The sequence below is a fragment of the Streptomyces profundus genome (genome assembly GCF_020740535.1).
Taxonomy (GTDB): domain Bacteria; phylum Actinomycetota; class Actinomycetes; order Streptomycetales; family Streptomycetaceae; genus Streptomyces; species Streptomyces profundus.
The window spans coordinates 729,487-749,612 of sequence record NZ_CP082362.1; the positions used below are offsets into that span (position 1 = coordinate 729,487).

20 protein-coding genes are annotated in these 20,126 nt (G+C 71.3%); 5 read left to right on the forward strand and 15 right to left on the reverse strand.

The window, feature by feature from the left end:
* Positions 1 to 31: 31 nt before the first annotated feature.
* Positions 32 to 598, forward strand: a complete 567-nt coding sequence (locus K4G22_RS03210) for a GNAT family N-acetyltransferase (RefSeq protein ID WP_228078132.1) — start codon at positions 32 to 34, stop codon at positions 596 to 598.
* An 84-nt stretch (positions 599 to 682) separates the two neighbouring features.
* Here K4G22_RS03210 and K4G22_RS03215 read toward each other — a convergent pair whose 3' ends face one another.
* The 8 genes from K4G22_RS03215 to K4G22_RS03250 form a co-directional block, all read right to left on the reverse strand.
* Positions 683 to 1,249, reverse strand: a complete 567-nt coding sequence (locus tag K4G22_RS03215) for a snapalysin family zinc-dependent metalloprotease (RefSeq protein WP_425336592.1) — start codon at positions 1,247 to 1,249, stop codon at positions 683 to 685.
* 94 nt (positions 1,250 to 1,343) lie between these two features.
* The gene (locus K4G22_RS03220) at positions 1,344 to 1,976 is read right to left on the reverse strand and encodes a DJ-1/PfpI family protein (RefSeq protein ID WP_228078133.1); all 633 of its coding nucleotides are present in this window, start codon (positions 1,974 to 1,976) and stop codon (positions 1,344 to 1,346) included.
* Between the two features lie 54 nt (positions 1,977 to 2,030).
* Positions 2,031 to 3,008: a GlxA family transcriptional regulator gene (locus K4G22_RS03225; RefSeq protein ID WP_228078134.1), complete on the reverse strand. Its 978-nt coding sequence runs from the start codon at positions 3,006 to 3,008 to the stop codon at positions 2,031 to 2,033.
* A 202-nt stretch (positions 3,009 to 3,210) separates the two neighbouring features.
* Positions 3,211 to 4,200 carry an L-glyceraldehyde 3-phosphate reductase gene (gene mgrA, locus K4G22_RS03230; protein ID WP_228078135.1) on the reverse strand — a complete coding sequence of 330 codons (990 nt, stop codon included), beginning with the start codon at positions 4,198 to 4,200 and terminating at the stop codon, positions 3,211 to 3,213.
* 145 nt (positions 4,201 to 4,345) lie between these two features.
* Positions 4,346 to 5,173 carry an ABC transporter permease gene (locus K4G22_RS03235; protein WP_228078136.1) on the reverse strand — a complete coding sequence of 276 codons (828 nt, stop codon included), beginning with the start codon at positions 5,171 to 5,173 and terminating at the stop codon, positions 4,346 to 4,348.
* Positions 5,170 to 6,219, reverse strand: a complete 1,050-nt coding sequence (locus K4G22_RS03240) for an ATP-binding cassette domain-containing protein (protein ID WP_228078137.1) — start codon at positions 6,217 to 6,219, stop codon at positions 5,170 to 5,172. The genes K4G22_RS03235 and K4G22_RS03240 overlap by 4 nt, the downstream gene beginning before the upstream one ends.
* Positions 6,220 to 6,280: 61 nt before the next feature.
* The gene (locus K4G22_RS03245) at positions 6,281 to 6,910 is read right to left on the reverse strand and encodes a LysE family translocator (protein WP_228078138.1); all 630 of its coding nucleotides are present in this window, start codon (positions 6,908 to 6,910) and stop codon (positions 6,281 to 6,283) included.
* Between the two features lie 8 nt (positions 6,911 to 6,918).
* Positions 6,919 to 7,662: a metallophosphoesterase gene (locus K4G22_RS03250; RefSeq protein ID WP_228078139.1), complete on the reverse strand. Its 744-nt coding sequence runs from the start codon at positions 7,660 to 7,662 to the stop codon at positions 6,919 to 6,921.
* A 172-nt stretch (positions 7,663 to 7,834) separates the two neighbouring features.
* Here K4G22_RS03250 and K4G22_RS03255 point away from each other — a divergent pair, with 172 nt between their 5' ends.
* Positions 7,835 to 8,455 (forward strand): CGNR zinc finger domain-containing protein, encoded by a 621-nt coding sequence (locus tag K4G22_RS03255; protein ID WP_228078140.1) that lies wholly within the window; start codon positions 7,835 to 7,837, stop codon positions 8,453 to 8,455.
* A gap of 80 nt (positions 8,456 to 8,535) precedes the next feature.
* Here K4G22_RS03255 and K4G22_RS03260 read toward each other — a convergent pair whose 3' ends face one another.
* The 4 genes from K4G22_RS03260 to K4G22_RS03275 all read right to left on the reverse strand — a co-directional run bounded on the left by K4G22_RS03260 (position 8,536) and on the right by K4G22_RS03275 (position 13,943).
* Positions 8,536 to 10,584 carry a beta-galactosidase gene (locus K4G22_RS03260; protein WP_228078141.1) on the reverse strand — a complete coding sequence of 683 codons (2,049 nt, stop codon included), beginning with the start codon at positions 10,582 to 10,584 and terminating at the stop codon, positions 8,536 to 8,538.
* A 71-nt stretch (positions 10,585 to 10,655) separates the two neighbouring features.
* Positions 10,656 to 11,993 (reverse strand): ABC transporter substrate-binding protein, encoded by a 1,338-nt coding sequence (locus tag K4G22_RS03265; RefSeq protein WP_228078142.1) that lies wholly within the window; start codon positions 11,991 to 11,993, stop codon positions 10,656 to 10,658.
* Between the two features lie 78 nt (positions 11,994 to 12,071).
* Positions 12,072 to 13,010, reverse strand: coding sequence for a carbohydrate ABC transporter permease (locus K4G22_RS03270; RefSeq protein ID WP_228078143.1), 939 nt, complete (start codon positions 13,008 to 13,010; stop codon positions 12,072 to 12,074).
* 3 nt (positions 13,011 to 13,013) lie between these two features.
* Positions 13,014 to 13,943, reverse strand: a complete 930-nt coding sequence (locus K4G22_RS03275) for a carbohydrate ABC transporter permease (RefSeq protein WP_228078144.1) — start codon at positions 13,941 to 13,943, stop codon at positions 13,014 to 13,016.
* Between the two features lie 207 nt (positions 13,944 to 14,150).
* Here K4G22_RS03275 and K4G22_RS03280 point away from each other — a divergent pair, with 207 nt between their 5' ends.
* The gene (locus tag K4G22_RS03280) at positions 14,151 to 15,227 is read left to right on the forward strand and encodes a LacI family DNA-binding transcriptional regulator (protein ID WP_425336773.1); all 1,077 of its coding nucleotides are present in this window, start codon (positions 14,151 to 14,153) and stop codon (positions 15,225 to 15,227) included.
* Positions 15,228 to 15,252: 25 nt separating this feature from the next.
* Here K4G22_RS03280 and K4G22_RS03285 read toward each other — a convergent pair whose 3' ends face one another.
* Positions 15,253 to 15,942 (reverse strand): cysteine hydrolase family protein, encoded by a 690-nt coding sequence (locus K4G22_RS03285; protein ID WP_228078145.1) that lies wholly within the window; start codon positions 15,940 to 15,942, stop codon positions 15,253 to 15,255.
* Positions 15,943 to 16,062: 120 nt separating this feature from the next.
* On the opposite strand from K4G22_RS03285, the gene K4G22_RS03290 reads away from it, so the two are divergent.
* Together K4G22_RS03290 and K4G22_RS03295 are read left to right on the forward strand one after the other, a co-directional pair.
* Entirely contained in the window at positions 16,063 to 16,671 is a 609-nt protein-coding gene (locus tag K4G22_RS03290) for a TetR/AcrR family transcriptional regulator (RefSeq protein ID WP_228078146.1), read from the forward strand.
* Positions 16,672 to 16,921: 250 nt separating this feature from the next.
* Positions 16,922 to 18,421 carry a dihydrolipoyl dehydrogenase family protein gene (locus tag K4G22_RS03295; protein WP_228078147.1) on the forward strand — a complete coding sequence of 500 codons (1,500 nt, stop codon included), beginning with the start codon at positions 16,922 to 16,924 and terminating at the stop codon, positions 18,419 to 18,421.
* 110 nt (positions 18,422 to 18,531) lie between these two features.
* On the opposite strand, the gene K4G22_RS03300 is transcribed toward K4G22_RS03295, so the two are convergent.
* A complete protein-coding gene (locus tag K4G22_RS03300) occupies positions 18,532 to 18,951 on the reverse strand; it encodes a hypothetical protein (protein ID WP_228078148.1) in 420 nt (139 codons plus the stop codon).
* Positions 18,952 to 19,113: 162 nt separating this feature from the next.
* On the reverse strand, positions 19,114 to 20,112 hold the full coding sequence (locus K4G22_RS03305; protein ID WP_228078149.1) for an ABC transporter permease: 999 nt from the start codon (positions 20,110 to 20,112) through the stop codon (positions 19,114 to 19,116).
* Positions 20,113 to 20,126: the final 14 nt, after the last annotated feature.

The following is a 20,126-nucleotide window of genomic DNA, read 5'->3' on the forward strand; positions in this document are numbered from 1 at the left end:
GAGGCAGGGGGCGAGGGGCCAGGATCTCCGCATGCGCCCATTCCTTGAGACCGATCGACTCGCGCTCCGCCCGTTCTCCGAGGACGATCTCGACCATCTGGTGGACCTGGACGGCGACCCGGAGGTCCTGCGTTTCATCAACGGCGGCCGGCCGAACTCCCGGGAGACGCTCAGGGACCGGTCCCTGCCCCGGCTCCTGCGTGTCCACCCCTGTTGGGGAACACCGGGCCACTGGGCGGCCGAGGAGCGTGCGACGGGCGAGTTCCTGGGCTGGTTCGAGTTCCGCCCGCTGGCTGACGACAGTCCGGCGGTGGTCGAGTTGGGGTATCGCCTGAAGGCCGCGTCCTGGGGGCGGGGCTATGCGACGGAGGGCTCGCTGGCCCTGATCGACCGGGGCTTCGCCACGTTGGGGGTGGAGCGCGTCGTGGCCAACACCATGGCCGTCAACACGCGTTCCCGCCGGGTGATGGAGAAGTCCGGGCTCTCCTTCGACCACGCGTTCACCGGCGAGTGGCCCGAGGTGATTCCCGGGTCCGAGCACGGCGAGGTCGTGTACGCGCTCACCCGTGCGGACTGGGCGGCCCGTCGGCGACCATGAGGAACGTCGACGGTGCCGCCCGTGCGCGCGGGCGGCACCGTCGATCCGATCAGGCCCGTCAGGCCCGTCAGGCCGTCTGTCCCGTCAGTCCCGGCTGAGGGCCGGTCCCCGGGGAGCGGTGAACGCGCCCCCGAAGTAGCCCTCGACGGCGGCCCGCTCGGCGGCGTCGGGGTAGGGGTTGACGCAGCCGACACCCGCGGTCGAGCCGGACATCAGGCTGCTACAGGGCCCCGGCTTGATGTCCGGCAGGCCGAGGATGTGCCCGAGTTCGTGGGAGGCGATGCGGGTGGTGTCATAGCCCTCGGTCACGGCCTGGCGGCCGAACCAGACGGTGCCGTTGCCCAGGCTGGTCATCAGCGCGCGCGGCCAGCCGTTGTCGGCGATGATCCGGATGTTGGCGGACTGGCCGGGAGCCACGGGTTCGAGACGCACCTCGGTGACGCTCTCGTTCCAGATGTCGGCGCCCGCGTGGACGGCGTCGACGAACTCGGCGGCGCCGCTGACGTCATAGGTGAGGGTGGTCGCGGCGGCGGACTGCTCGTCGGCGACGGCCTGGCCGCCGGTGAAGAGCAGCGCGACGCTCGCCAGCAGGGTGACCAGCACCCGGAGAACCCGGCCGGGGAGTGCCCGTTCGGCTCTGGTGGGGATCACGTCAGCCTCCTGTGGGGGGACGAAAAGAGACGTGCTCATGACAGAAATCATCTGCCCAGCCACCGCCGAACCAACCAGCGGGAGTCCGAGCGGGTCAGCGGCCCCGCGCTCGGCGTGCCACCAGATAGTCCCTGACCTCCTGTGGAGCCTTGGCGTAGGAGCCGGAGTCGAACGGTGGCCGCGGGTCGTACTCGATCTGCAACTGTGCCGCCCGCGCGGCCACCGCGCCGGACAGTCGCTCGGCGAGGACCAACGCCATGTCGATGCCGGACGAGACTCCGGCGGAGGTGATGACGCGGCCCCTCACCACCACCCGCTCCTCGGTGTACCGCGCCCCGTGCGCCTCCAGGCCCTCGACCGCCCCGAAGTGGGTGGTGGCGTCGAGACCGCGCAACAGGCCGGCGGCGCCCAGGATCAGCGAACCGGTGCAGACGGACGTGGTCCAACGGGTGGTGGCGTGGACGCGGACGATCCAGTCGAGGAACGCCCGGTCCTCCTGGAGCGGACGCGCCCCGGGGCCACCGGGGACCACCAGCACATCGGCCGAGGAGAAGTCCGCAAGCCGATGCGTGGCCATCAGCCGCAAGGAGCCGGCGCCGTCCGGGACGGGCCCGGGGACGGCGGCGGGGAAGAAGACCTCGGCGTCGGGCAGTTGCCGCAGGACCTCATAGGGGCCGATGGCGTCCAGGGTGGTGATGCCGGGGAAGACGGGGATCAGGATGCGCACGAGGACCTCTCGGGAGGACGGTGGATCGGGGTTGACCGGGCACGAGGGGCGAGGTCAGGCGAGGGTCGGCCGGGCGCTGCGCGAGAAGCGCTGCCGGTAGGCGCCCGGGGTGACGCGCAGCACGCGTTTGAAGCTGCGGTGGAAGGTCTCGACGGTGCCGAACCCGCAGGAGCGGGCCAGGGCGTCGACGGTCATATCGGTGGTCTCCAGGAGTCGTCGGGCCGCCTCGATGCGGGCCGCCTCGACATAGGCGGCCGGGGTTCGCCCGACCGCGTCGCGGAAGACCCGGGCGAAGTTGCGTTCGCTCATCCCGGCGCGGGCCGCGAGCGCGGCGACGCTCAGATCGTGGTCGAGATGGTCCGCGATCCACTCCAGCACCTCGCGCAGCGGCGACCGGGCCGGGCGCTGCGCCGCCAGCTGGGCGCTGAACTGCGCCTGGTCGCCCGGGCGCTGTACGAACATGACCAGCTGTCGGGCGATCCGCCGGGACAGTTCGGGGCCGTGGTCGTCCTCCACCATGGCGAGCGCGAGATCGATCCCGGCGGTGGCTCCGGCGGAGGTCCAGACGGACCCGTCCCGCACGAAGATCGGGACGGGATCGACCGTGACGGCGGGATGGGCGCGGGCCAGCGCGTCACAGGCGGACCAGTGGGTGACGGCTCGCCTTCCGTCCAACAAACCGGCCCCGGCGAGCAGGAAGGCGCCGCTACAGACCGAGGCGACGCGGCGCGCCCGGCGCGCGGTCCGGGCGATCCAGGCCACCAGCGCCCTGTCCTCCGCCGCCCGGTGGACACCCGCGCCGCCGACGGTGACCAGGGTGTCGACCGGGTGGGAGTCCAGCTGTTCGAGCGTGGCGGTCGTCGCCAGGGCGAGACCGGAGCTGGCCCGCACCCACCCTGGCTCGGCGGCCACCACGTCGAGGGTGGTGCCTCCGACCTGCCGGGCCGCCAGGGAGAACACCTCGTGCGGGCCGGTGAGATCGAGGACCTGGAACTGGGGGAAGGCCACGAAGACGATGCGGCGAGTGGTCACCCTCCGATTCTGGACAGACGGCGATCACTGCGGCAACGACCTTGTGATGACGATTCCTGCCATCCGCGCCCGACGGGACCGGGCGGGTGGGTGGACGGATCGACGGGCGGGCGCACGGGCCGGCGGGCGGCGAACGCGGAGCGGCGGGAGCCGCGGCCCGCCGGGGCCCGTCGCCCGCCGCTCGCGGAACCTCGCCGTGCGCTCAGGCCAGGTGGCCCTCGATCTCGGTCAGTTCCTCGTCGCTGAAGTCCAGCCGGTGGATGGCGCCGACGCTGTCCTCCAGCTGCTTGACGCTGCTGGCGCCGACCAGGGCCGAGGTGACCCGTCCGCCGCGCAGCACCCAGGCGATGGCCATCTGGGCGAGCGTCTGACCACGACTTTCGGCGATGGCGTTGAGCGCCCTGACCTTGTCCAGCTTCTCCTGCGTCAGGCCGTCCTCGGTCAGGAACGGGCTGGCCCCGGCGGCGCGCGAACCCTCGGGGACGCCGCCCAGGTAGCGGTTGGTGAGCAGGCCCTGGGCCAGCGGCGAGAAGGCGATGGAGCCGACGCCCACCTCGTCGAGGGTGTCCAGCAGACCGTCCTCGACCCAGCGGTTGAACATCGAGTAGGACGGCTGGTGGATCAGCAGCGGGGTGCCGAGATCGCGGAGGATGCGGGCGGCCTCGCGGGTCTGCTCCGGCGAGTAGTTGGAGATGCCGACGTAGAGCGCCTTGCCCTGCCGCACCGCCGCGTCCAGCGCGCCCATCGTCTCCTCAAGGGGAGTGTCGGGGTCGGGGCGGTGGGAGTAGAAGATGTCGACATAGTCGAGGCCCAGCCGGCCGAGGCTCTGATCCAGGCTGGACAGCAGGTTCTTCCGGGAGCCCCACTCGCCGTAGGGGCCGTCCCACATGAGGTAGCCGGCCTTGGTGGAGACGATGATCTCGTCCCGGTAGGGGCGCAGGTTCCGGGCGAAGAGCCGGCCGAAGTTGGCCTCGGCCGCGCCGGGGGGCGGGCCGTAGTTGTTGGCCAGGTCGAAGTGGGTGACCCCCAGGTCGAAGGCCCGGCGGAGGATGGCGGCCTGCACATCGAGGGAGCGCTCGTCACCGAAGTTGTGCCAGAGCCCGAGGGAGACAGCGGGCAGCCTCAGTCCGCTGCGGCCCGAACGGCGGTAGGACATGTCCTGGTAGCGGGAGTCTGCGGCGACATGGGTCACGTTGTGTCCTCGTTCAACTCGGCGTGCGTCAGTGTGGGGCGAACCATGTTGGGGCGAACGGCGCGGCGTGAGGAGTCCGGTTCAGGCCCGACCGCCACATATCGTCACACGGGGTGGCAACGGTGGCAACCGGTCTCCCGCGCGGTCAGAGCTTGCGTTTGAAGACCCATACCGAGAGCGGGGCGAAGACCGCCCCGATGGCAACGGCCCAGGCCAGCGACTTGAGCACGGGGGTGGCGACGGCACCGCCCAACATCAGCCCACGGCACGCCTCGGCGAGGACACTGACCGGGTTGACGTCCACGAACGCCTGGAGCCATCCGGGCATGGTGTCGGCGGGCACGAAGACATTGCTGACGAAGGTGAGGGGGAAGAGCGCGGTGAATCCGAAGATCTGCACCCGCTCGGCGTCCTTGGCCAACAGGCCGACCAGCACGGCGACCCAGGAGAAGGCCAGAGCGAACACCAGCAGCAGCACGACGGCACCCAGCATGCCGACCGGCCCGGGAGAGCCGAGCCGGAAGCCGAGGATCAGGCCCACCACGAAGACCAGCAGGATCGACCACGCCTGTTTGACCTGGTCGGCCGCGATCCGCCCCGCCAACGGGGCCCAGCGGGCGATGGGAAGCGACCGGAGCCGGTCGAAGACCCCCTTGGTCAGGTCGGTGTTGAGGCCCTGGCCCACATAGAGCGTGACGAACAGCATGTTCATCACGATCATCCCGGGGAGCATGAAGGTCAGGTAGTCATGCACCGAGCCGGCGATGGCGCCGCCGAACACGTAGGTGAACAGCAGCACGAACATGATCGGCTGGATGCTGAAGTCGCTGAGCTCGAAAGGGTTGTGGCGCACCTGGACGAGGGTGCGCCAGGCCAGGGTGAGGCTCTGCCGCACGCCCTCGGCGAGGCCCACCCGGGCGCCGGGCTCGGAGCCCGCGCCCGACGGGCCACGGGGCGCCGCCTCGCCGGTCAAAGCGGCGCCTCCGCGCTCGGGCCGCCCTGCGCCGCCGGGGCTCCGGTGGCCGAGGGCATCCCACGCCTCTCCCGGGGCTCATCCCCCTCCTCGTCCTCGGCTCCCCCCTCGTCCGCGCGGGCCGGACGACCGGTGAGACCGAGGAAGACCTCGTTGAGGCTGGCCCCGCGCAGCGCCAGCTCCGTGACCCGCACCCGAGCCTCGTCCAACCGGCGCACCACGGCGGGCAGCACATCCGGATCGCTCACCGGCACGGTGACGAGGGCACCCTGCACCTCCGGCTCCGCGCCGGCGAGTTCGGCGACGGTGCGGCGGACCAGCGGCAGCCGCCCGGCGTCCTCGGGGCGGACCGCGAGGGTGCTCCCGCCCGCCTTCGCCTTCAACTCCTGCGGCGTGCCCTGGGCGATCAGCCGGCCGCGGTCGATCACCACGATGGTGTCGGTGAGTTCGTCGGCCTCGTCCAGATACTGCGTGGTCAGCAGCACCGTGGTGCCCTCCGCCACCAACTCGCGGGTCAGCTGCCACATCTCGGTGCGGGCGCGGGGGTCGAGCCCCGTGGTCGGCTCGTCCAGGAAGAGCACCGGGGGCCGCCCGACCAGACTGGCCGCCAGGTCGAGGCGGCGCCGCATGCCTCCGGAGTAGGTGCCCACGGCCTGGTGGCCGGCCTCGGCCAGGCCGAAGCGCTCCAGCAGTTCCGCCCCGCGCTGGCGGGCGACACCCCGCCGCAGGCCCAGCAGACGACCGATCAGCACGAGGTTCTCGATGCCGGTGAGCTGCTCGTCCACCGAGGCGTACTGTCCGGTGAGGCCGATCAGCCGACGGACCCGGTGGGCGTCCTGGCAGACGTCGTGGCCGTGCACGCTGGCCCGCCCGGCATCGGGGCGGAGCAGGGTGGCCAGCACCCGGACCACCGTGGTCTTTCCCGCGCCGTTGGGCCCCAGCAGGCCGAGCACGGTGCCGGCCCTGACCCGGATGTCGACCCCGTCCAGCGCCGTGGTGCCGCCGAAGCGCTTGACCAGCCCCTCGGCCCAGATGGCGTGCTCCATGCGGGCTCCTTCCGAGCCCTTCCACTATGCGGTTGTCCCGGGGACGGCCGCGACCCGAGGATCACAGGGACGCGGCCGAACGTATGCCGAGGGTGAGCAGCGCCAGGGCACTGGCCCGGGCGATGGCCGTGCGCACCCGTGGGCTGTCCAGCAGGCGCCGGGCGCCGGTGAGCAGCGCGGTCCACAGCAGCAGCCAGCCGGCTATCAGCGCGGCGTGCACGCTGACCAGCAGCACCAGCTGTCCCGCGAAGGAGCGGTGGGGGTCGAGGAACTGGGGCACCAAGGTCAGATAGACGGCGGCGGCCTTGGGGTTCAGCACATTGCCCAGCAGCGCCTGCGCCCAGGCGGACGAGCCGAGCGGACGGGAGGGCCTCCTCGGGAACGAGCGCGCGGGGCGCGCGGCGGATGGGCGGGGGATGGCGGATCGCCAGGTCCACACGGCGAGGGCCACCAGGTAGGCGGCGCCGAGCAGGCGCAGCGCGGTGTACGCCTGACTGGAGCGGGCGATCAGGGCGGAGAGCCCGGCCAGCGCCAGCGCGCCGTGGACATAGAGCCCGCCGACCGTGCCGGCGATGACGGGAACCGCCTGCCGTCGGCCGCCGGCACCGACATGGCGTGTCAGCAGCACCAGGCTGGCCCCCGGGGTGACGACCAGCGGCAGCACCGCCATCGCGAAGCCGACGGCCGCCATCGAGGGAGTCAGGACACCACCCGGAAGTGTGTGGTCAACCGGCTGTCCTCGCCCAGCAGATGGAAGGCGAGACCGGGAGGCGCCGCTCTGTCGGCCGGGGCGTCCGACTCCCAGGGCATGCGCAGCGTCCAGGTGACGGCGGGGGCGACCACCACGGGGACGCCGGCGAAGAGGGAGACGGCCGCGGTGTGCGCGTGCCCCGTGAGCAGGGCCACGACCTGTGGATGGGCGGCGAGCAGATCCGCCAGCTCAGCCGAGTCGCGCAGGCGGGAGTCGTCCGGCAGCGGATGGTGCAGGGCCACCGGCGGCTGGTGGAAGGCGATCAGCGCGGGGCTCTCCGGGCCGAAGGCGGTGAGGGTGGCGTCGATCCAGGCGACCGTCTCCGGCGCAAGGCGCCCCTCGTCCCTGCCGGGGACGGTGACATCGCACATCAACACGGCGGCCTCACCCACTCGGTGCGCCCGGTTGACCGGGCCAGGCTCGACGCGCTCCCCCAGCAGCACCTCGCGGTAGGCGGGGCGTTTGTCGTGGTTGCCGGGGCAGTACAGCACCGGGAAGGGGGCGGCCAGCAGGCGGGCGGCCTCGCGGTACTCCTCCTCGGCGCCGTGATCGGCGATGTCCCCCGTGACCAACAGGGCGTCCGGCGTGCGCGGCAGGGCCCGCAGATGGTCCATCACACGGACGGTCCGTTCGGTGGATCGCGCGGTGCCGTCCAGATGCGTGTCGCTGATGTGTGCCAGCAGAAGGGCCATGTGCCCTCCCCCTCTCGAAGTGCTTCTCACGGTAAATTCCATCTTTACCGTGAGAAGCAATCTAGACTAGACTCGTGACCGAGCGCAACCACCTTGGCGAATGACATCACAGAAAGTGACATTCGTGCGGGATGGCCCTGCGGGCGAGGCGACGAGCGGAGAGGAAGGGGCGATGGCGACACGGCGACATCTGGCGGTGGAGCTGGCCAGCACCATTCGGCACGACGGGCACGGCGGCGTGGCCGACGACCTCCTCGGCCCGCCGGAGCTGGAGCAGTGGGTGGTGGAGCACGCGGAGTTGTTCGACTCCCGGCTCGATATCGGACGGTTCCGGGCCGACGACGCGCTGCTGGCAGAGGTGTTGGCGCTGCGTCAGGCGGTGCGTGCCCTCTTCGCCCACGCCGTCCGCCCCGGTCCCGCCAGTCCCGCCGACGCGCATCGGTTGCTCTCCGTCGACGAGTCCCTGGCCCGGCTGAACGAGGCGGTCGCCCGGGAGCCGCTCACCGCCTGGCTCGACTGGCCGGACGGCAAGCCGCCGGTCATGGTCTCGCTCTCCGGGACGGACGATCAGGGCACCCGTCTCACCGCGGCGCTCGCCCGCGCCACCATCGCGTTCCTGACCGGGCCCTTCAGGGAGCGGCTGCGGGCCTGCACCGCTCCACGCTGCGTGCGGTACTTCGTGCAGGGCCACGGCCGTCAGGAGTGGTGCAAGCCGAGCTGCGCCGACCGGGTCCGCGCCGCACGGCACTACCAGCGGCAGCGCGCCAAGAAGCCGGAAGGGGAGGCGTCATGACGGCCCGGCGCCCCTTCCTCAGCAGAATGGCGGCCCTCACCTCACGCGTGAGAGCCGCCATCGGAGAGGTGCTGTCCAGATCAGCCGGCGTTCTCCGTTCGGCGCAACACCGTCACGCCGCGCGGCGGGAGCGCGCCGAGCCGCTCGCCGTCGACGGGCGAAAGCCGCCCATCGGCCAACTCCCCCAGGTCGAGAGGCTCATCCGTGCGGTTGATGAGGAACCAGTAGGCGCTCTCGCCGGTGCCCCGCACCGCCAGCTCCACGCGCCCCCTGAGCCCTTCGGGCAGTTCGCTCTCCACCCCGGCGCCCGCCAGGAGCCGCGCCAGGACGGCGGGCAGCCCCGAGGCCCCGAGCCGCGTGGAGACATAGGAGGCGGAGCCACGCCCCACCGCGCGGCGGGTGATGGCCGGGCGCCCGGCCTGCGCCCCGTCCTGGTAGCCCGCCAGCACGGACACCTCGGGATCCGCCACGGTGATCCGGTCGGTCCACAGCGTGCCCGTGCCCCCGTCGTCGAGGCGGACGGACTCCTCCGGGAGCAGTGGCCCGAACTCCTCGATCCTGATGCCCAGCAGATCGCGCAGCGCCCCCGGGTAACCGCCCAGCCAGGCATGGTCGTTCTCGTCCACCACGCCGGAGAAGTAGGTGGTGACCAGATGTCCGCCGCGCTCGACGAAGCAGGTCAGCTCCTTGGTCAGCTCCTCGGGAACCACATGCAGCACCGGGGCCACCACCAGGTCGTAGGCGTCCAGCGCGGCGCCCCGGTGGATCACGTCGGCCCGCACGCCCAGGGCAAGGAAGGCGGAGTACCAGTCCAGGGCCTCCTGCCGGTAGTTGAGCAGGGAGGAGGGGTGCGAGTCCTGCTCGCTGGCCCACCAGGACTCCCAGTCGAACAGGATGGCTGCCCGCGCCGGGCGCCGCTCGGCGCCCACCACCTCGGCCAGCCGCCCCAGCCGGCCGCCCAGTTCGACGACCGAGCGGAACACCTCGGAGTCCGCCCCCGCGTGCGGCACCATCGCCGAGTGGTACTTCTCGGCGCCCGCCGCCGACTGCCGCCACTGGAAGTAGCAGACGGCGTCCGCGCCGTGCGCCACATGCAGCAGGGAGTCGCGGGCCAGGTCTCCGTCCCGCTTGGCCACGTTCACCGGCTGCCAGTTGACCGCGCTGGTGGAGTGCTCCATGAGGAACCATGGACGGCCCCCCGCGATGTTGCCCGTGAGGTTGGCCGAGAACGACAGCTCGTCCCGTGCCTGCGGCCCGGGGTGCACATAGTGGTCGTTGGAGACGAAGTCCACCTCGCCGGCCCAGTCGGCGTAGTGCATCCCCTTGGTCTCGCCCATCACCATGAAGTTGGTGGTCACCGGCACATCCGGGGTGACGCCGTACAGCAGGTCGCGCTCCGCCCGCAGATAGTCCTTGAGCGCGTCCGAGGAGAAGCGCTTGAAGTCCAGCTGCTGGGTCGGATTGGGATGCGAGGCGGCGAGCCGGGGCGGCAGCACCTCGTCGAAGGAGCCGTAGCGCTGCGACCAGAAGGCCGTGCCCCAGGCCGTGTTGAGCGCGTCCACGCCCCCGTAGCGGGCGCGCAGCCAGTCCCGGAAGGCGGTGGCCGCGTCCTCGGAGTAGTCGTAGACGTTGTGGCAGCCCAGCTCGTTGCTGATGTGCCAGGCCGTCAACGCCGGATGGTCCCGGTAGCGCTCGGCCATCGTCCGCGCGAGGCGCAGCGCGTGCTCGCGGAAGACCGGGGAGGTCGGCCGCCAGTGCTGCCTGGCCCCGGGCGAGATGGTCTGCCCCAGCGCGTTGACCGGCAGGATCTCCGGGTGCAGCGTGCTCAGCCAGGGCGGCGGGGAAGCCGTCGCGGTCGCCAGGTCGACGGCGATGCCGCCCTCGTGCAACAGGTCCATCACCTCGTCCAGCCAGGCGAAGTCCCAGGTGTCGGGCGTCGGTTGGATACGGGCCCAGGAGAAGATCGCCAGTGAGACGATGTTCACGCCGGCCTCGCGCATCAGCCGGACGTCTTCCCGCCACACCTCGCGCGGCCACTGCTCCGGGTTGTAGTCGGCCCCATAGGCGAACCTGGGCGTTGACTCATCGGTCGGCCAGCGCAGCCAGCGCGGCGACGGGTCGCGGTTCATCGTGCTCCTCGGATAAGTCGAACGGCGCGGAGGCGGTGCCGCCCCCGCGCCGTCATCGGGTGCGACCGGGGTCAGTCGGTGAGGGTGAAGCCCTGGTCCTCGCCATAGCGGCGAGAGCTGTCCTGCCAGTCGCCCAGCCCGTCGGCGAGCCGGCTGTCGGACACATAGGCCTGCCCGGCCGTGTCGTTGAAGATGGAGTTGGCGTACACCTGGAACGGCAGGTAGGACCAGTCGGCAGCGACGTTGGCGGCCGACTCCGCGAAGACCTCGTTGGCGCGCTGGCCGCCGAAGTAGGGGAACTCCGTGGCGAGGAAGTCCTCGGACGCCAGCTCGGCGGTGGTGGCGGGGAAGGCGCCGTTCTCCAGTCGGGTCCCGACGCCGTCGCCGACGTTGGCGTACTGCAGGAAGCCGTAGGCCAGTTCCTTCTTGGTGCTGGCGTCCGGAACGGTCAACGCGCTACCGCCGTTCTCCGCGCTGGCCGGGTCGCCCTCCTCCCACTGCGGCAGCGGGGCGACGCGCCAGGAGCCGGCGCCGTCGGGCAGGCTCGACTCCAGGTTGGCCGGCATCCAGGCGCCGGTGGCCAGGCTGGCGATGGTGCCGTCGCCCATGCCCTGGAACCACTCGTCGCTCCAGGAGGTGATCGGGGCCAGCAGATCCTCGTCCAGCATCTGCTGCCACAGCTCGGTGTAGGCGGTGGTGCCCTCGTCGGAGAAGTCGATCCCCACGTCGGTGCCGTCCACCTGGTAGGGGCGTCCGCCGGCCTGCCAGATCAGGCTGGTGGCGAAGCCGGCGTCGCCGGTGTCGTTGGTCATATAGGCGTTGGGGTCGGCCTCGTGCAGATCGCGGGCGGCCTGGAGGTACTCGTCCCAGGTGGTGGGCACCTCGATGCCGTGCTCGTCGAAGAGGTCCTTGTTGTAGTAGAGCGCCATGGGGCCGGAGTCCATCGGCAGGCCGTAGACGCCCTCGTTCGCCTGCACGGCGCTCCAGGGGCCGGGCGAGAAGGAGTCGCCGAGGTCCTGGGCGCCGAAGCCGGACAGGTCGCTGATGGACTCGTTCAAGGAGAACTGGCCCATGGCGTAGTACTCGATCTGCGCGACGTCCGGCACGCCGGAGCCGGCCTGCATGGCGTTCTGCAGCGCGGTGTACTGGTCGTTGGCGGTGCCCGCGTTGACCAGATCGACCTGCACGTTGGGGTATTCGTCCTCGAAGTCCTCCACCACCTGGCCCAGGGTGGGCTCCCAGGCCCACACGGTGATCCGGCCGCCCTCCTCCAGGGCCTGGGTCAGCTCGTCGGCCGAGGCGCTCGCCCCGCCGGAGCCGCCGTCGTCGGAGCCACAGGCGGTCAGGCCCAGGGCCACAACGGTGGCCAGCCCGACCCCGCGCAGAGCGCGGCGCGCTGTCTTGGTCATCACAGTCAACTCACTTCACTGTCAGTACTGTTGGAAGGAAAAAGAAGAAAGAGAACGGAGGGGTGGGGAACGGGGGGATCACTCCTTGACGCTTCCGGCCGCGAGCCCGGACTGCCAGTAGCGCTGGAGCAGCAGGAAGGCGACGACCAGCGGCAGGATGGTGAGCAGCGAACCGGTGATCACCAGATGGAAGATGGCCTCCCCACCGGCCGTGGACGCCTGCGCGTTCCACGCGTTCAGGCCCAGGGTCAGCGGATACCAGTCCGGATCCTTGATCATGATCAGCGGCAGGAAGTAGTTGTTCCAGGTCGCGACCATGGTGAACAGCAGCACGGTGACGATCCCCGGGGCGAGCATCGGCAGGCTCACCCGGAAGAAGGTCCGCAACTCGCTGGCGCCGTCGATCCGCGCGGCCTCCAGCAGTTCGACGGGGATCGCGTCGGCGGCGAAGACCCACATCAGATAGAGGCCGAACGGCGAGATCAGCGAGGGGATGATCACGGCCCAGGGGGTGTTGGTGAGGCCCATCTCGCTGAACATCAGAAAGGTCGGCACCGCCAGCGCCGTGCCCGGCACCGCCACGGCGCCGATCACCACGGCGAACACGGCCCGCTTCCCGGGGAACTGGAACTTCGCCAACGCGTAGCCGCCCAGCACCGCGAGGAAGGTCGCCCCGCCCGCGCCCACCACGACATAGAGCAGCGTGTTGAGCAGCCAGCGCACGAAGACGCCGTCGTCATAGGTGAGGGTGTCGGAGATGTTGCCCCACAGCGCGAAATCCCCGTCGAACCACAGGCCGAAGGAGTCGAAGAGGCCGGCCTGGGTCTTGGTGGCGTTGATCGCCAGCCAGACGAGCGGCACCAGCGAGTAGACCAGCACCAGTCCGGTGAGGACCGTGAGCAGCGTGCTGCGGCGCGGGCGGCTCACGGAGTTCGGACGGCGCCGGCCCCGGCTGCGCAACCGAGGCGCCGGGCGTCCGTTCGCGCTCCGCCTCGTGGTGGTCGTGGTGGCTGCCATCGGTCACGCTTCCTTTCGCATACCGCGGAGCTGCACGACGTAGGCGATGACCATGGTGAGCAGGCCCATGAGGATCGCCACGGTGGCGGCGTAGTTGTGCTGCTGGCCGGAGAAGGACAGCGAGTAGGTGAACAGGTTCGGCGTGAAGTACGTGGTGATCGCGTTGGGCGCGAGGTTCTGCAGGATGCTCGGCTCGTTGAACAGCTGGAAGCTGCCGATGATCGAGAAGATGGTGGCGATCACCAGCGCGCCACGGATCGCGGGCAGCTTGATCGCGGTGATCACCCGCAGCTGGCCGGCGCCGTCGATCTCCGCCGCCTCGTAGAGGGAGTGCGGGATCACCCGCAGCGCGGCATAGAAGATCAACATGTTGTACCCGACGAACTCCCAGGTCACGATGTTGCCGATGGAGGCGAGCACCAGATCGGGAGAGAGCGGGTTGGGCAGTGAGATGCCGAACGTGTCGTTGATGTTGCCGACCAGACCGAAGCGGTTGCCGTAGATGAACCCCCACATCAGGGTGGCGACCACGGCGGGAACCGCGTAGGGCATGAAGATCGCGATCCGGAAGAAGTTCTTCCCGTAGAGGCGCCCGCTGTCGATGGCCAGGGCGACCAGCAGGGCGATCCCCAGCATGATCGGCACCTGGATCAGCAGGAACAGGGTGACCCGGCCCAGGGCCTCCCAGAACTTCGGGTCCTCGAACGCCCGTTGGTAGTTCTCCAGTCCGACGAACGAGGTGCCGCCGACCATCTGCTCACGGAACAGGCTCAGATAGATCGAGTAGGCGATCGGCGCCAGGAAGACCACGACGAAGACGATCATGAAGGGCGCGAGGAATCCCCAGCCGACCCAGGAGCGCCGGCTCCGCGATGCCTTGGGCGGCGGAGCGGCCGGGCGTCCCGCCACGGAGGGCGGTGACAACGTCGTCATGGGCATACCTCGCTGGTCGTACCGAATGTTTACGCAAACAGACCATGGCCGAGCAGGTCACCCACCGGGGGTGTTTACGTAAACATTGATTAATGTGATGCTTACACTGCCTGCTGGGGAGCGTCAAGCGCCGGCCGGGAACCTCTTCGGTCGGGCGCACCCCAACCACATATCGGGCACGAAACAGGAGAGCGGCGAGTGGACGAGATGGGACGTGGCACGGACACGGAGAGCGGCGCGACGCCGGCCCCCGATCCGGACGTTCGCCGGTCGCGCCGCCAGAAGCGGGTGTCGATGGCGGACGTGGCCCGGCTGGCCGGCGTCTCCTCCCAGACCGTCTCCCGCGTCTCCAACGGACATCCGGGTGTGGTGGAAAGCACCCGCCAGCAAGTGCTCACCGCGATGAAGGAGTCGGGCTATCGGCCCAACAGCGCCGCCCGGGCGCTCAAGAGCGGAGAGTTCCGAACGATAGGCGTCATCCTCTTTACCCTCTCGACCACCGGAAACGTCCGGACCCTGGAGGCCATCGCCGGCTCGGCCGCCGAACAGGGCTACGCGATCACGCTGTTGCCGGTGGCGGCGCCCACCCAGGACCAGGTGCGGGGGGCCTTCACCCGGCTGGGAGAGCTGGCCGTCGACGCGATCATCGTGATCATGGAGGTGCACCTCCTCGACGCCGGAACGGTCACCCTGCCGCCGAACGTCAGCGTGGTGGTGATGGACTCCGACGCGGGCGACCGCTACAGCGTGGTGGACACCGACCAGGCCGGCGGCGCCAGGGACGCCGTTCAACACCTGTTGGATCTCGGTCACCGGACGGTCTGGCATGTGACCGGTCCGGACGAGTCGTTCTCCGCGCAGCGGAGGACCGACGCCTGGCGGGCCACCCTGACCGAGGCCGGCCGCGAGGTGCCGCCGCCCCTGCGGGGCGACTGGACGGCGGAGTCCGGCTACCGGGCCGGGTTGAGGCTGGCGGACGAGCCGGGCTGCACCGCCGTGTTCGCCGCCAACGACCAGATGGCGCTCGGCCTGTTGCGCGCGTTCCACGAGCGCGGCCGGGCGGTCCCCCGGGAGATCAGCGTGGTCGGCTTCGACGACATCCCGGACTCCGGCTCCTTCACCCCGCCCCTGACCACCATCCACCAGGACTTCGCCGAGGTGGGCCGGCGATGTGTGGAGGGCGTGCTCCGACAGTTGCGGACGGACACGATGGAGCGGGGCACCACGCTGGTGCCGACGTGGATGGTGCCGAGGGAGAGCACCGCGCCGCCGCCCCGAGACTGAGCCCGGCCCACGCGTCGCGTGCGGCTCAGCGGCCCGTCAACGCGCCCAGCAGATCCTCGGACCTGGCCGTCCAGCCGAAGCTGTTCTCCACCAGCGCCACCGTGGAGTCGTGGTGACGGCGCCCCTGCGGCTCGGCGACGCAGTCGGTGAGCACGAGCGATCGGTAGTCGCGGAACATGGCGTCCCTGACCGTCGACTCGACGCAGACGCTGGTGGTGCAGCCGGTGACGATCAGATCGTCGACGCCGAGCCGCCGCAGGGTGGCGTCCAGGGCCGTGTCATGGAACCCGCTGAAGCGGTTCTTGCGCAGCACGTGATCGCCTTCGACCGGCGTCAGCCGGTCCACGATCCGGGTGTTCCAGGTGTCGTGGACCAACACCCTGCCCTCCGTGCCGTCGGGGGCCGGCACGGGCTGGCCGACCGCCGCGTGGACCAGGCGGTTCTTGCTTCCTTCGGGGCCGAGATCGGCCAGGTCGGGACGGTATCCGTGCTGGAGGTGGAGCACCGGGATCCCGGCGTGCCTCGCCTTGGCGAGCACTTCGGCGATGGGCTCGACGATCGCCCCGACCACCGAGGGATCGCCGCCGCCGACGTCGATGCCGCCGCCGGGCGAGGCGAAGTCGTTCTGCATGTCCACCACCAGGACCGCGGCGCGCGCCGGGGTCAGGGCGTAGGGCTCCGGCCGTCCCGGGACGGTGATGCGTTCCCGTGTCACAAGTGCCTCCTCAGGAGTTGGGCCTCTGGCCCAGAACGCATCTGGCCCAGAATAAAGTGCACAAGCTGTGCACTTCTGGAAAGTACACAGGGCGCGCACTTCTGTGCAAGGCTGTTCCGCGTGACCCGATCGATCCCCGAACCCCAGAACGCGCGGAGCCGCCGGACCCGGCTGGCGATCCTGGCGGCCACCCGCGCCCTGCTGGAGGAGCAGGGGCTGCCGGCCCTGACCATGGCCGCGGTCGCCGAGCGGGTCGGCGTCTCCCGACGCGGGCTCTATCTGCACTTCGGCTCACGCGGTGAGTTGGTCACCGCGCTCTTCGACTACCTGGCCGGCGAGGAGGGGCTCGACGCCTCGTTGCGGCAGGTCTGGGCCGCCGAGGACTCCGTCGCCGCGCTGACCGAGTGGGCCCGCCATCTGGCGCGCTACCACCCCCGGGTGCTCGCCGTCGACCAGGCGGTACAGCAGGTGCGCCGGCAGGACGCGGACGCCGACCGACACCACAGGCGCGCCAGCGGCGCCCAACTCGCGAACTGCCGCCGACTCACCGAATGGCTCGCCAGGGAGCGGAGGCTGGCCGAGCCATGGACGGTGGAGACCGGCGCCGACCTGCTCTGGTCCCTGGTCTCCAGCGAGGTGATCGCGGGACTGCTCAATGAACGCAACTGGTCACAGGAGGAGTTGGGTGATCGGCTCGCGACCCTTTACCGGCGGACCCTGACCGCGTGAGAGCGGCTGTTGACTGGATCACCCGGGGCAACGGCGCCGGGAGACGCGGTTGTCAGTGGCCCCTGATAGACCTGGGCTCACCTCAGACAACTACGGAGTGTGACCCATGATGACTCGTCTCGGATATGGCCGACGGCCCGCTCCCCCGGCCGGCACGGCACGGTGCCGGGGCCGGCGAGCGGCGCCGTCCTACGGTATGAGGACAGGCGCGCCCCCGGGGCGCCACACCGAGGAAGAGGAGCCGGCCGGCATGGCAGATCGTCCTGGTACCGCCGAGGAGTTCAGCGCCGACGCGTCCGACGCCCCCATCGGGGACGCGGCGGAAGGCGACGTTTTCGACGTGATCGTGATCGGTGCCGGCCCGCCAGGGGAGAACCTCGCGGAGCGCACCCGGGCCGCCGGGCTCCGCACCGCCGTGGTGGAGCGCGATCTGGTGGGAGGCGAGTGCTCGTACTGGGCGTGCATGCCCAGCAAGGCCCTGTTGCGCCCGTCCGCCGCGCTGGCCGCTGCGCGCGCCGTCCCCGGTGCCCGGGAGGCGGCGGGCGGCGAGCTCGCGGTGGACGCGGTGCTCGCCAGCAGGAACGCGTTCGCCAGCGACTGGCAGGACGAGGGGCAGGTCTCCTGGCTGGAGTCCGTCGATGTGGAACTCGTGCGCGGTCAGGGCCGGTTGGCCGGGCCCAGGGAGGTGGTGGTGACGGCGGCCGACGGGGCTGAGCGGCGCCTGGTCGCCCGGCACGCGGTGGCGCTGTGCACCGGCTCGCGCCCCGCTCTCCCCCCGCTGCCCGGCATGGACGAGGCGCGCCCGTGGACCAGCCATGAGGCCACGTCGTCGCAGCGGGTGCCGGAGCGGCTGGCCGTGGTCGGGGGCGGGGTCGTGGGCGTGGAGATGGCTTCCGCCTGGCGGTCGTTGGGCGCCTCGGTGACGCTGTTGGTGCGGGGGGACGCCCTCCTGCCGCAGTGGGAGCCGTTCGCCGGCGAGTTGGTGGCGGAGGGCTTGGCCAGCGCGGGGGTCGAGGTGCGCACCGGCGCCTCCGTCGCGGCGCTGCGTCGGCCGAAGGCCGAAGGGCCGGTGGTGGTCGAGCTGTCCGGCGGGAACACGGTGATCGCCGACGAGGTGCTGTTCGCGACGGGGCGGCGGGCCCACACGGAGGATCTGGGCCTTGAGACCGTGGGGCTCTCCCCGGGCGACTGGCTCTCGGCGGACGACTCGCTCCGGGTCGAGGGGGTGCCGGGCGGCTGGCTCTACTGCGCCGGGGACGTCAACCACCGCGCGATGCTCACCCACCAGGGCAAGTACCAGGCGCGGATCGCGGCGAGCGCCATCGTGGCCCGGGCGCGCGGCGCCTCGGTCGACGACCGGCCCTGGGGCGCCCAGGCGGCGACGGCGGATCGTCAGGCGGTTCCCCAGGTGGTGTTCACACACCCGGAGGCGGCCTCCGTCGGGTTGACGCTGGCCTCGGCTGAGAAGGCGGGGCTGCGGGTGCGGGCGGTGGACCACGACATGGGCGCGGTCGCCGGCGCGGCGCTGTTCGCCGATGGCTACCGGGGCCGGGCACGGCTGGTGGTGGACGAGGATCGCCAGGTGGTGGTGGGGGCGAGCTTTGTCGGCCCGGCGGCGGGCGAGTTGCTGCACGCGGCGACGATCGCCGTGGCCGGGGAGGTGCCGCTGTCCCGGCTGTGGCACGCGGTCCCCGCCTACCCGACGATCAGCGAGGTGTGGCTGCGCCTGTTGGAGGCATATCGGGGATAGCGGGCGCGGGTGGCGGCGGGTGGGCCCGCCCCGGGCCGGAGGCGCCCCGGTCGGGATCCGGTGGCGTCCGCCCGGCGCCGGATGGCGGTCCAGGGTCTGTCTCTCGGACCCTAGCGGCCCAGCGCGGAGCGGCAGACCGCGTTCATGGTGGGGTCGGGGAAGGCACAGAGGGAGTCGGGGAGTTCGACGGGCGGGGCTTCCTGGCCCGCCGGTTCGGGGGCCGGCTCGTCGACCTGGCCCGGCGCGATCGGCTCGGGGCCCGAGGGCTGGGGGGCGGGTGTCGTGGGGGCGGGGGTGGAGCTGGGGGTGGCAGCTTCGGCCTCCCGCTTCTCCGCCGGCCCGTCCGGCCCCGCGGCCGGGCTCGGTTCGCTGGCCGGCGCCACCGCGTGGGCCGTGGCCAGGGGCGTGGGCTCCTTCAGGGCGCCGTCCCTCGCCTCCTCGCTGCCGGCGGCTCCGGCGCAGCCGCCGAGCAGCAGCGCCAGAGCCGCCATGCCGAGTGCCTGCCGTGCGGTGGTGCCTGGGATGTTCATCGAATGGGCCTTCCCTTACGCGGATGGGTGCCCCGACAGCGCGGGGGCACGCTGTCCAACGCGGCTGGCCGCCCAGGTTTCCGTTGGCTCACCCCATTGCAGCAACGTTCCGTCAAGTGCCGTCGTCGGAACGGCCGTCCCGGGCGCCACGGGCCCGGGTGGTCAGACGGCGACCCTGGGGTCGGCCACCCCTTGCAGGATGTCGGCCGCGGTGTTGGCGACGATATAGACCGCGCCCAGGACGAAGGTGACCCCCGCGACCGCCGGGAAGTCGGAGACCGGGATGCTGGCGCCCAGATAGCTGCCGAGCCCCGGCCAGCTGAAGACGCTCTCCACGACCAGCACCCCGGCGAACATGAAGCCGATCTGGAGCCCCGTCATGGAGAGCGCGGCGTTGACCGAGTTCCGGGCCACGTGCCGGAGCACGATGGAGCGTTCGCCCAGCCCCTTGGCCCGGGCGGTGCGCACGTACTCCGCGTCCAGCGTTGACCGCAGGCTGGAGCGGAACACCCGGCCGATCGCGAGGGCGGGCCCCACCGCCAGGGCCAGGGCCGGCAGCAGCAGGTGGCGCAGCGCGTCCACGCTGGTGGCCGGGTCCCCGGCCAGCAGTCCGTCGAGCACGAGCAGCCCCGTCGGCCCGTCCACGGCCCCGGCGGCGCTGGTGCGGCCGTTGGCCGGCAGCCAGTCCAGCCGTTGGTAGAAGACGATCAGGAAGAAGATGCCCAACAGAAAGGTGGGCGCGGTGGAGAGGACGAAGAGCAGGCCGCGCAGGGCGCCCGCGCCCTTCCAGCGCAACGTGCTGGAGAGGGCGAACAGCAGGGCCAGCACCAGCGCCAACAGGAAGGCGAAGAGGACGAGTTCGAGGGTGGCCGGCAGATAGCTCCCGATGTCCTCGGTGACGGGACGCCTGGTGCGGAAGGAGGTGCCCAGATCTCCGGTGAGGAGACCACCGAGGTAGTCGAGGTAGCGGCTGACGGGCGGCGCGTCCAGGCCGAGCCTGGCACGTTCGGCTGCGATCGCCTCGGGAGAGGCGGTCGGTCCTAGGGTCGCGGCGGCGGCGTCGGTCGCCGAGATCTCCTGGAGAACGAACAGCACCACGGAGAGCACCAGCAGCAGCGCGACCAGGGAGGCCAGCCGGGTGCCGAGAAAGCGCGGGGTCATGGTCCGTTGGGCCT

Coding starts and splice junctions, on each gene's coding strand:
- K4G22_RS03210 (WP_228078132.1), top strand. CDS start 32: ATGCGCCCATTCCTTGAGACCGATCGACTCGCGCTCCGCCCGTTCTCC.
- K4G22_RS03240 (WP_228078137.1), bottom strand. CDS start 6,219: ATGGAGCACGCCATCTGGGCCGAGGGGCTGGTCAAGCGCTTCGGCGGC.
- K4G22_RS03245 (WP_228078138.1), bottom strand. CDS start 6,910: ATGGCGGCCGTCGGCTTCGCGATGGCGGTGCTGCCGCTGGTCGTCACC.
- K4G22_RS03250 (WP_228078139.1), bottom strand. CDS start 7,662: ATGGCCCTTCTGCTGGCACACATCAGCGACACGCATCTGGACGGCACC.
- K4G22_RS03255 (WP_228078140.1), top strand. CDS start 7,835: ATGGCGACACGGCGACATCTGGCGGTGGAGCTGGCCAGCACCATTCGG.
- K4G22_RS03260 (WP_228078141.1), bottom strand. CDS start 10,584: ATGAACCGCGACCCGTCGCCGCGCTGGCTGCGCTGGCCGACCGATGAG.
- K4G22_RS03265 (WP_228078142.1), bottom strand. CDS start 11,993: ATGACCAAGACAGCGCGCCGCGCTCTGCGCGGGGTCGGGCTGGCCACC.
- K4G22_RS03270 (WP_228078143.1), bottom strand. CDS start 13,010: ATGGCAGCCACCACGACCACCACGAGGCGGAGCGCGAACGGACGCCCG.
- K4G22_RS03275 (WP_228078144.1), bottom strand. CDS start 13,943: ATGACGACGTTGTCACCGCCCTCCGTGGCGGGACGCCCGGCCGCTCCG.
- K4G22_RS03280 (WP_425336773.1), top strand. CDS start 14,151: ATGGGACGTGGCACGGACACGGAGAGCGGCGCGACGCCGGCCCCCGAT.
- K4G22_RS03295 (WP_228078147.1), top strand. CDS start 16,922: ATGGCAGATCGTCCTGGTACCGCCGAGGAGTTCAGCGCCGACGCGTCC.
- K4G22_RS03300 (WP_228078148.1), bottom strand. CDS start 18,951: ATGAACATCCCAGGCACCACCGCACGGCAGGCACTCGGCATGGCGGCT.
- K4G22_RS03305 (WP_228078149.1), bottom strand. CDS start 20,112: ATGACCCCGCGCTTTCTCGGCACCCGGCTGGCCTCCCTGGTCGCGCTG.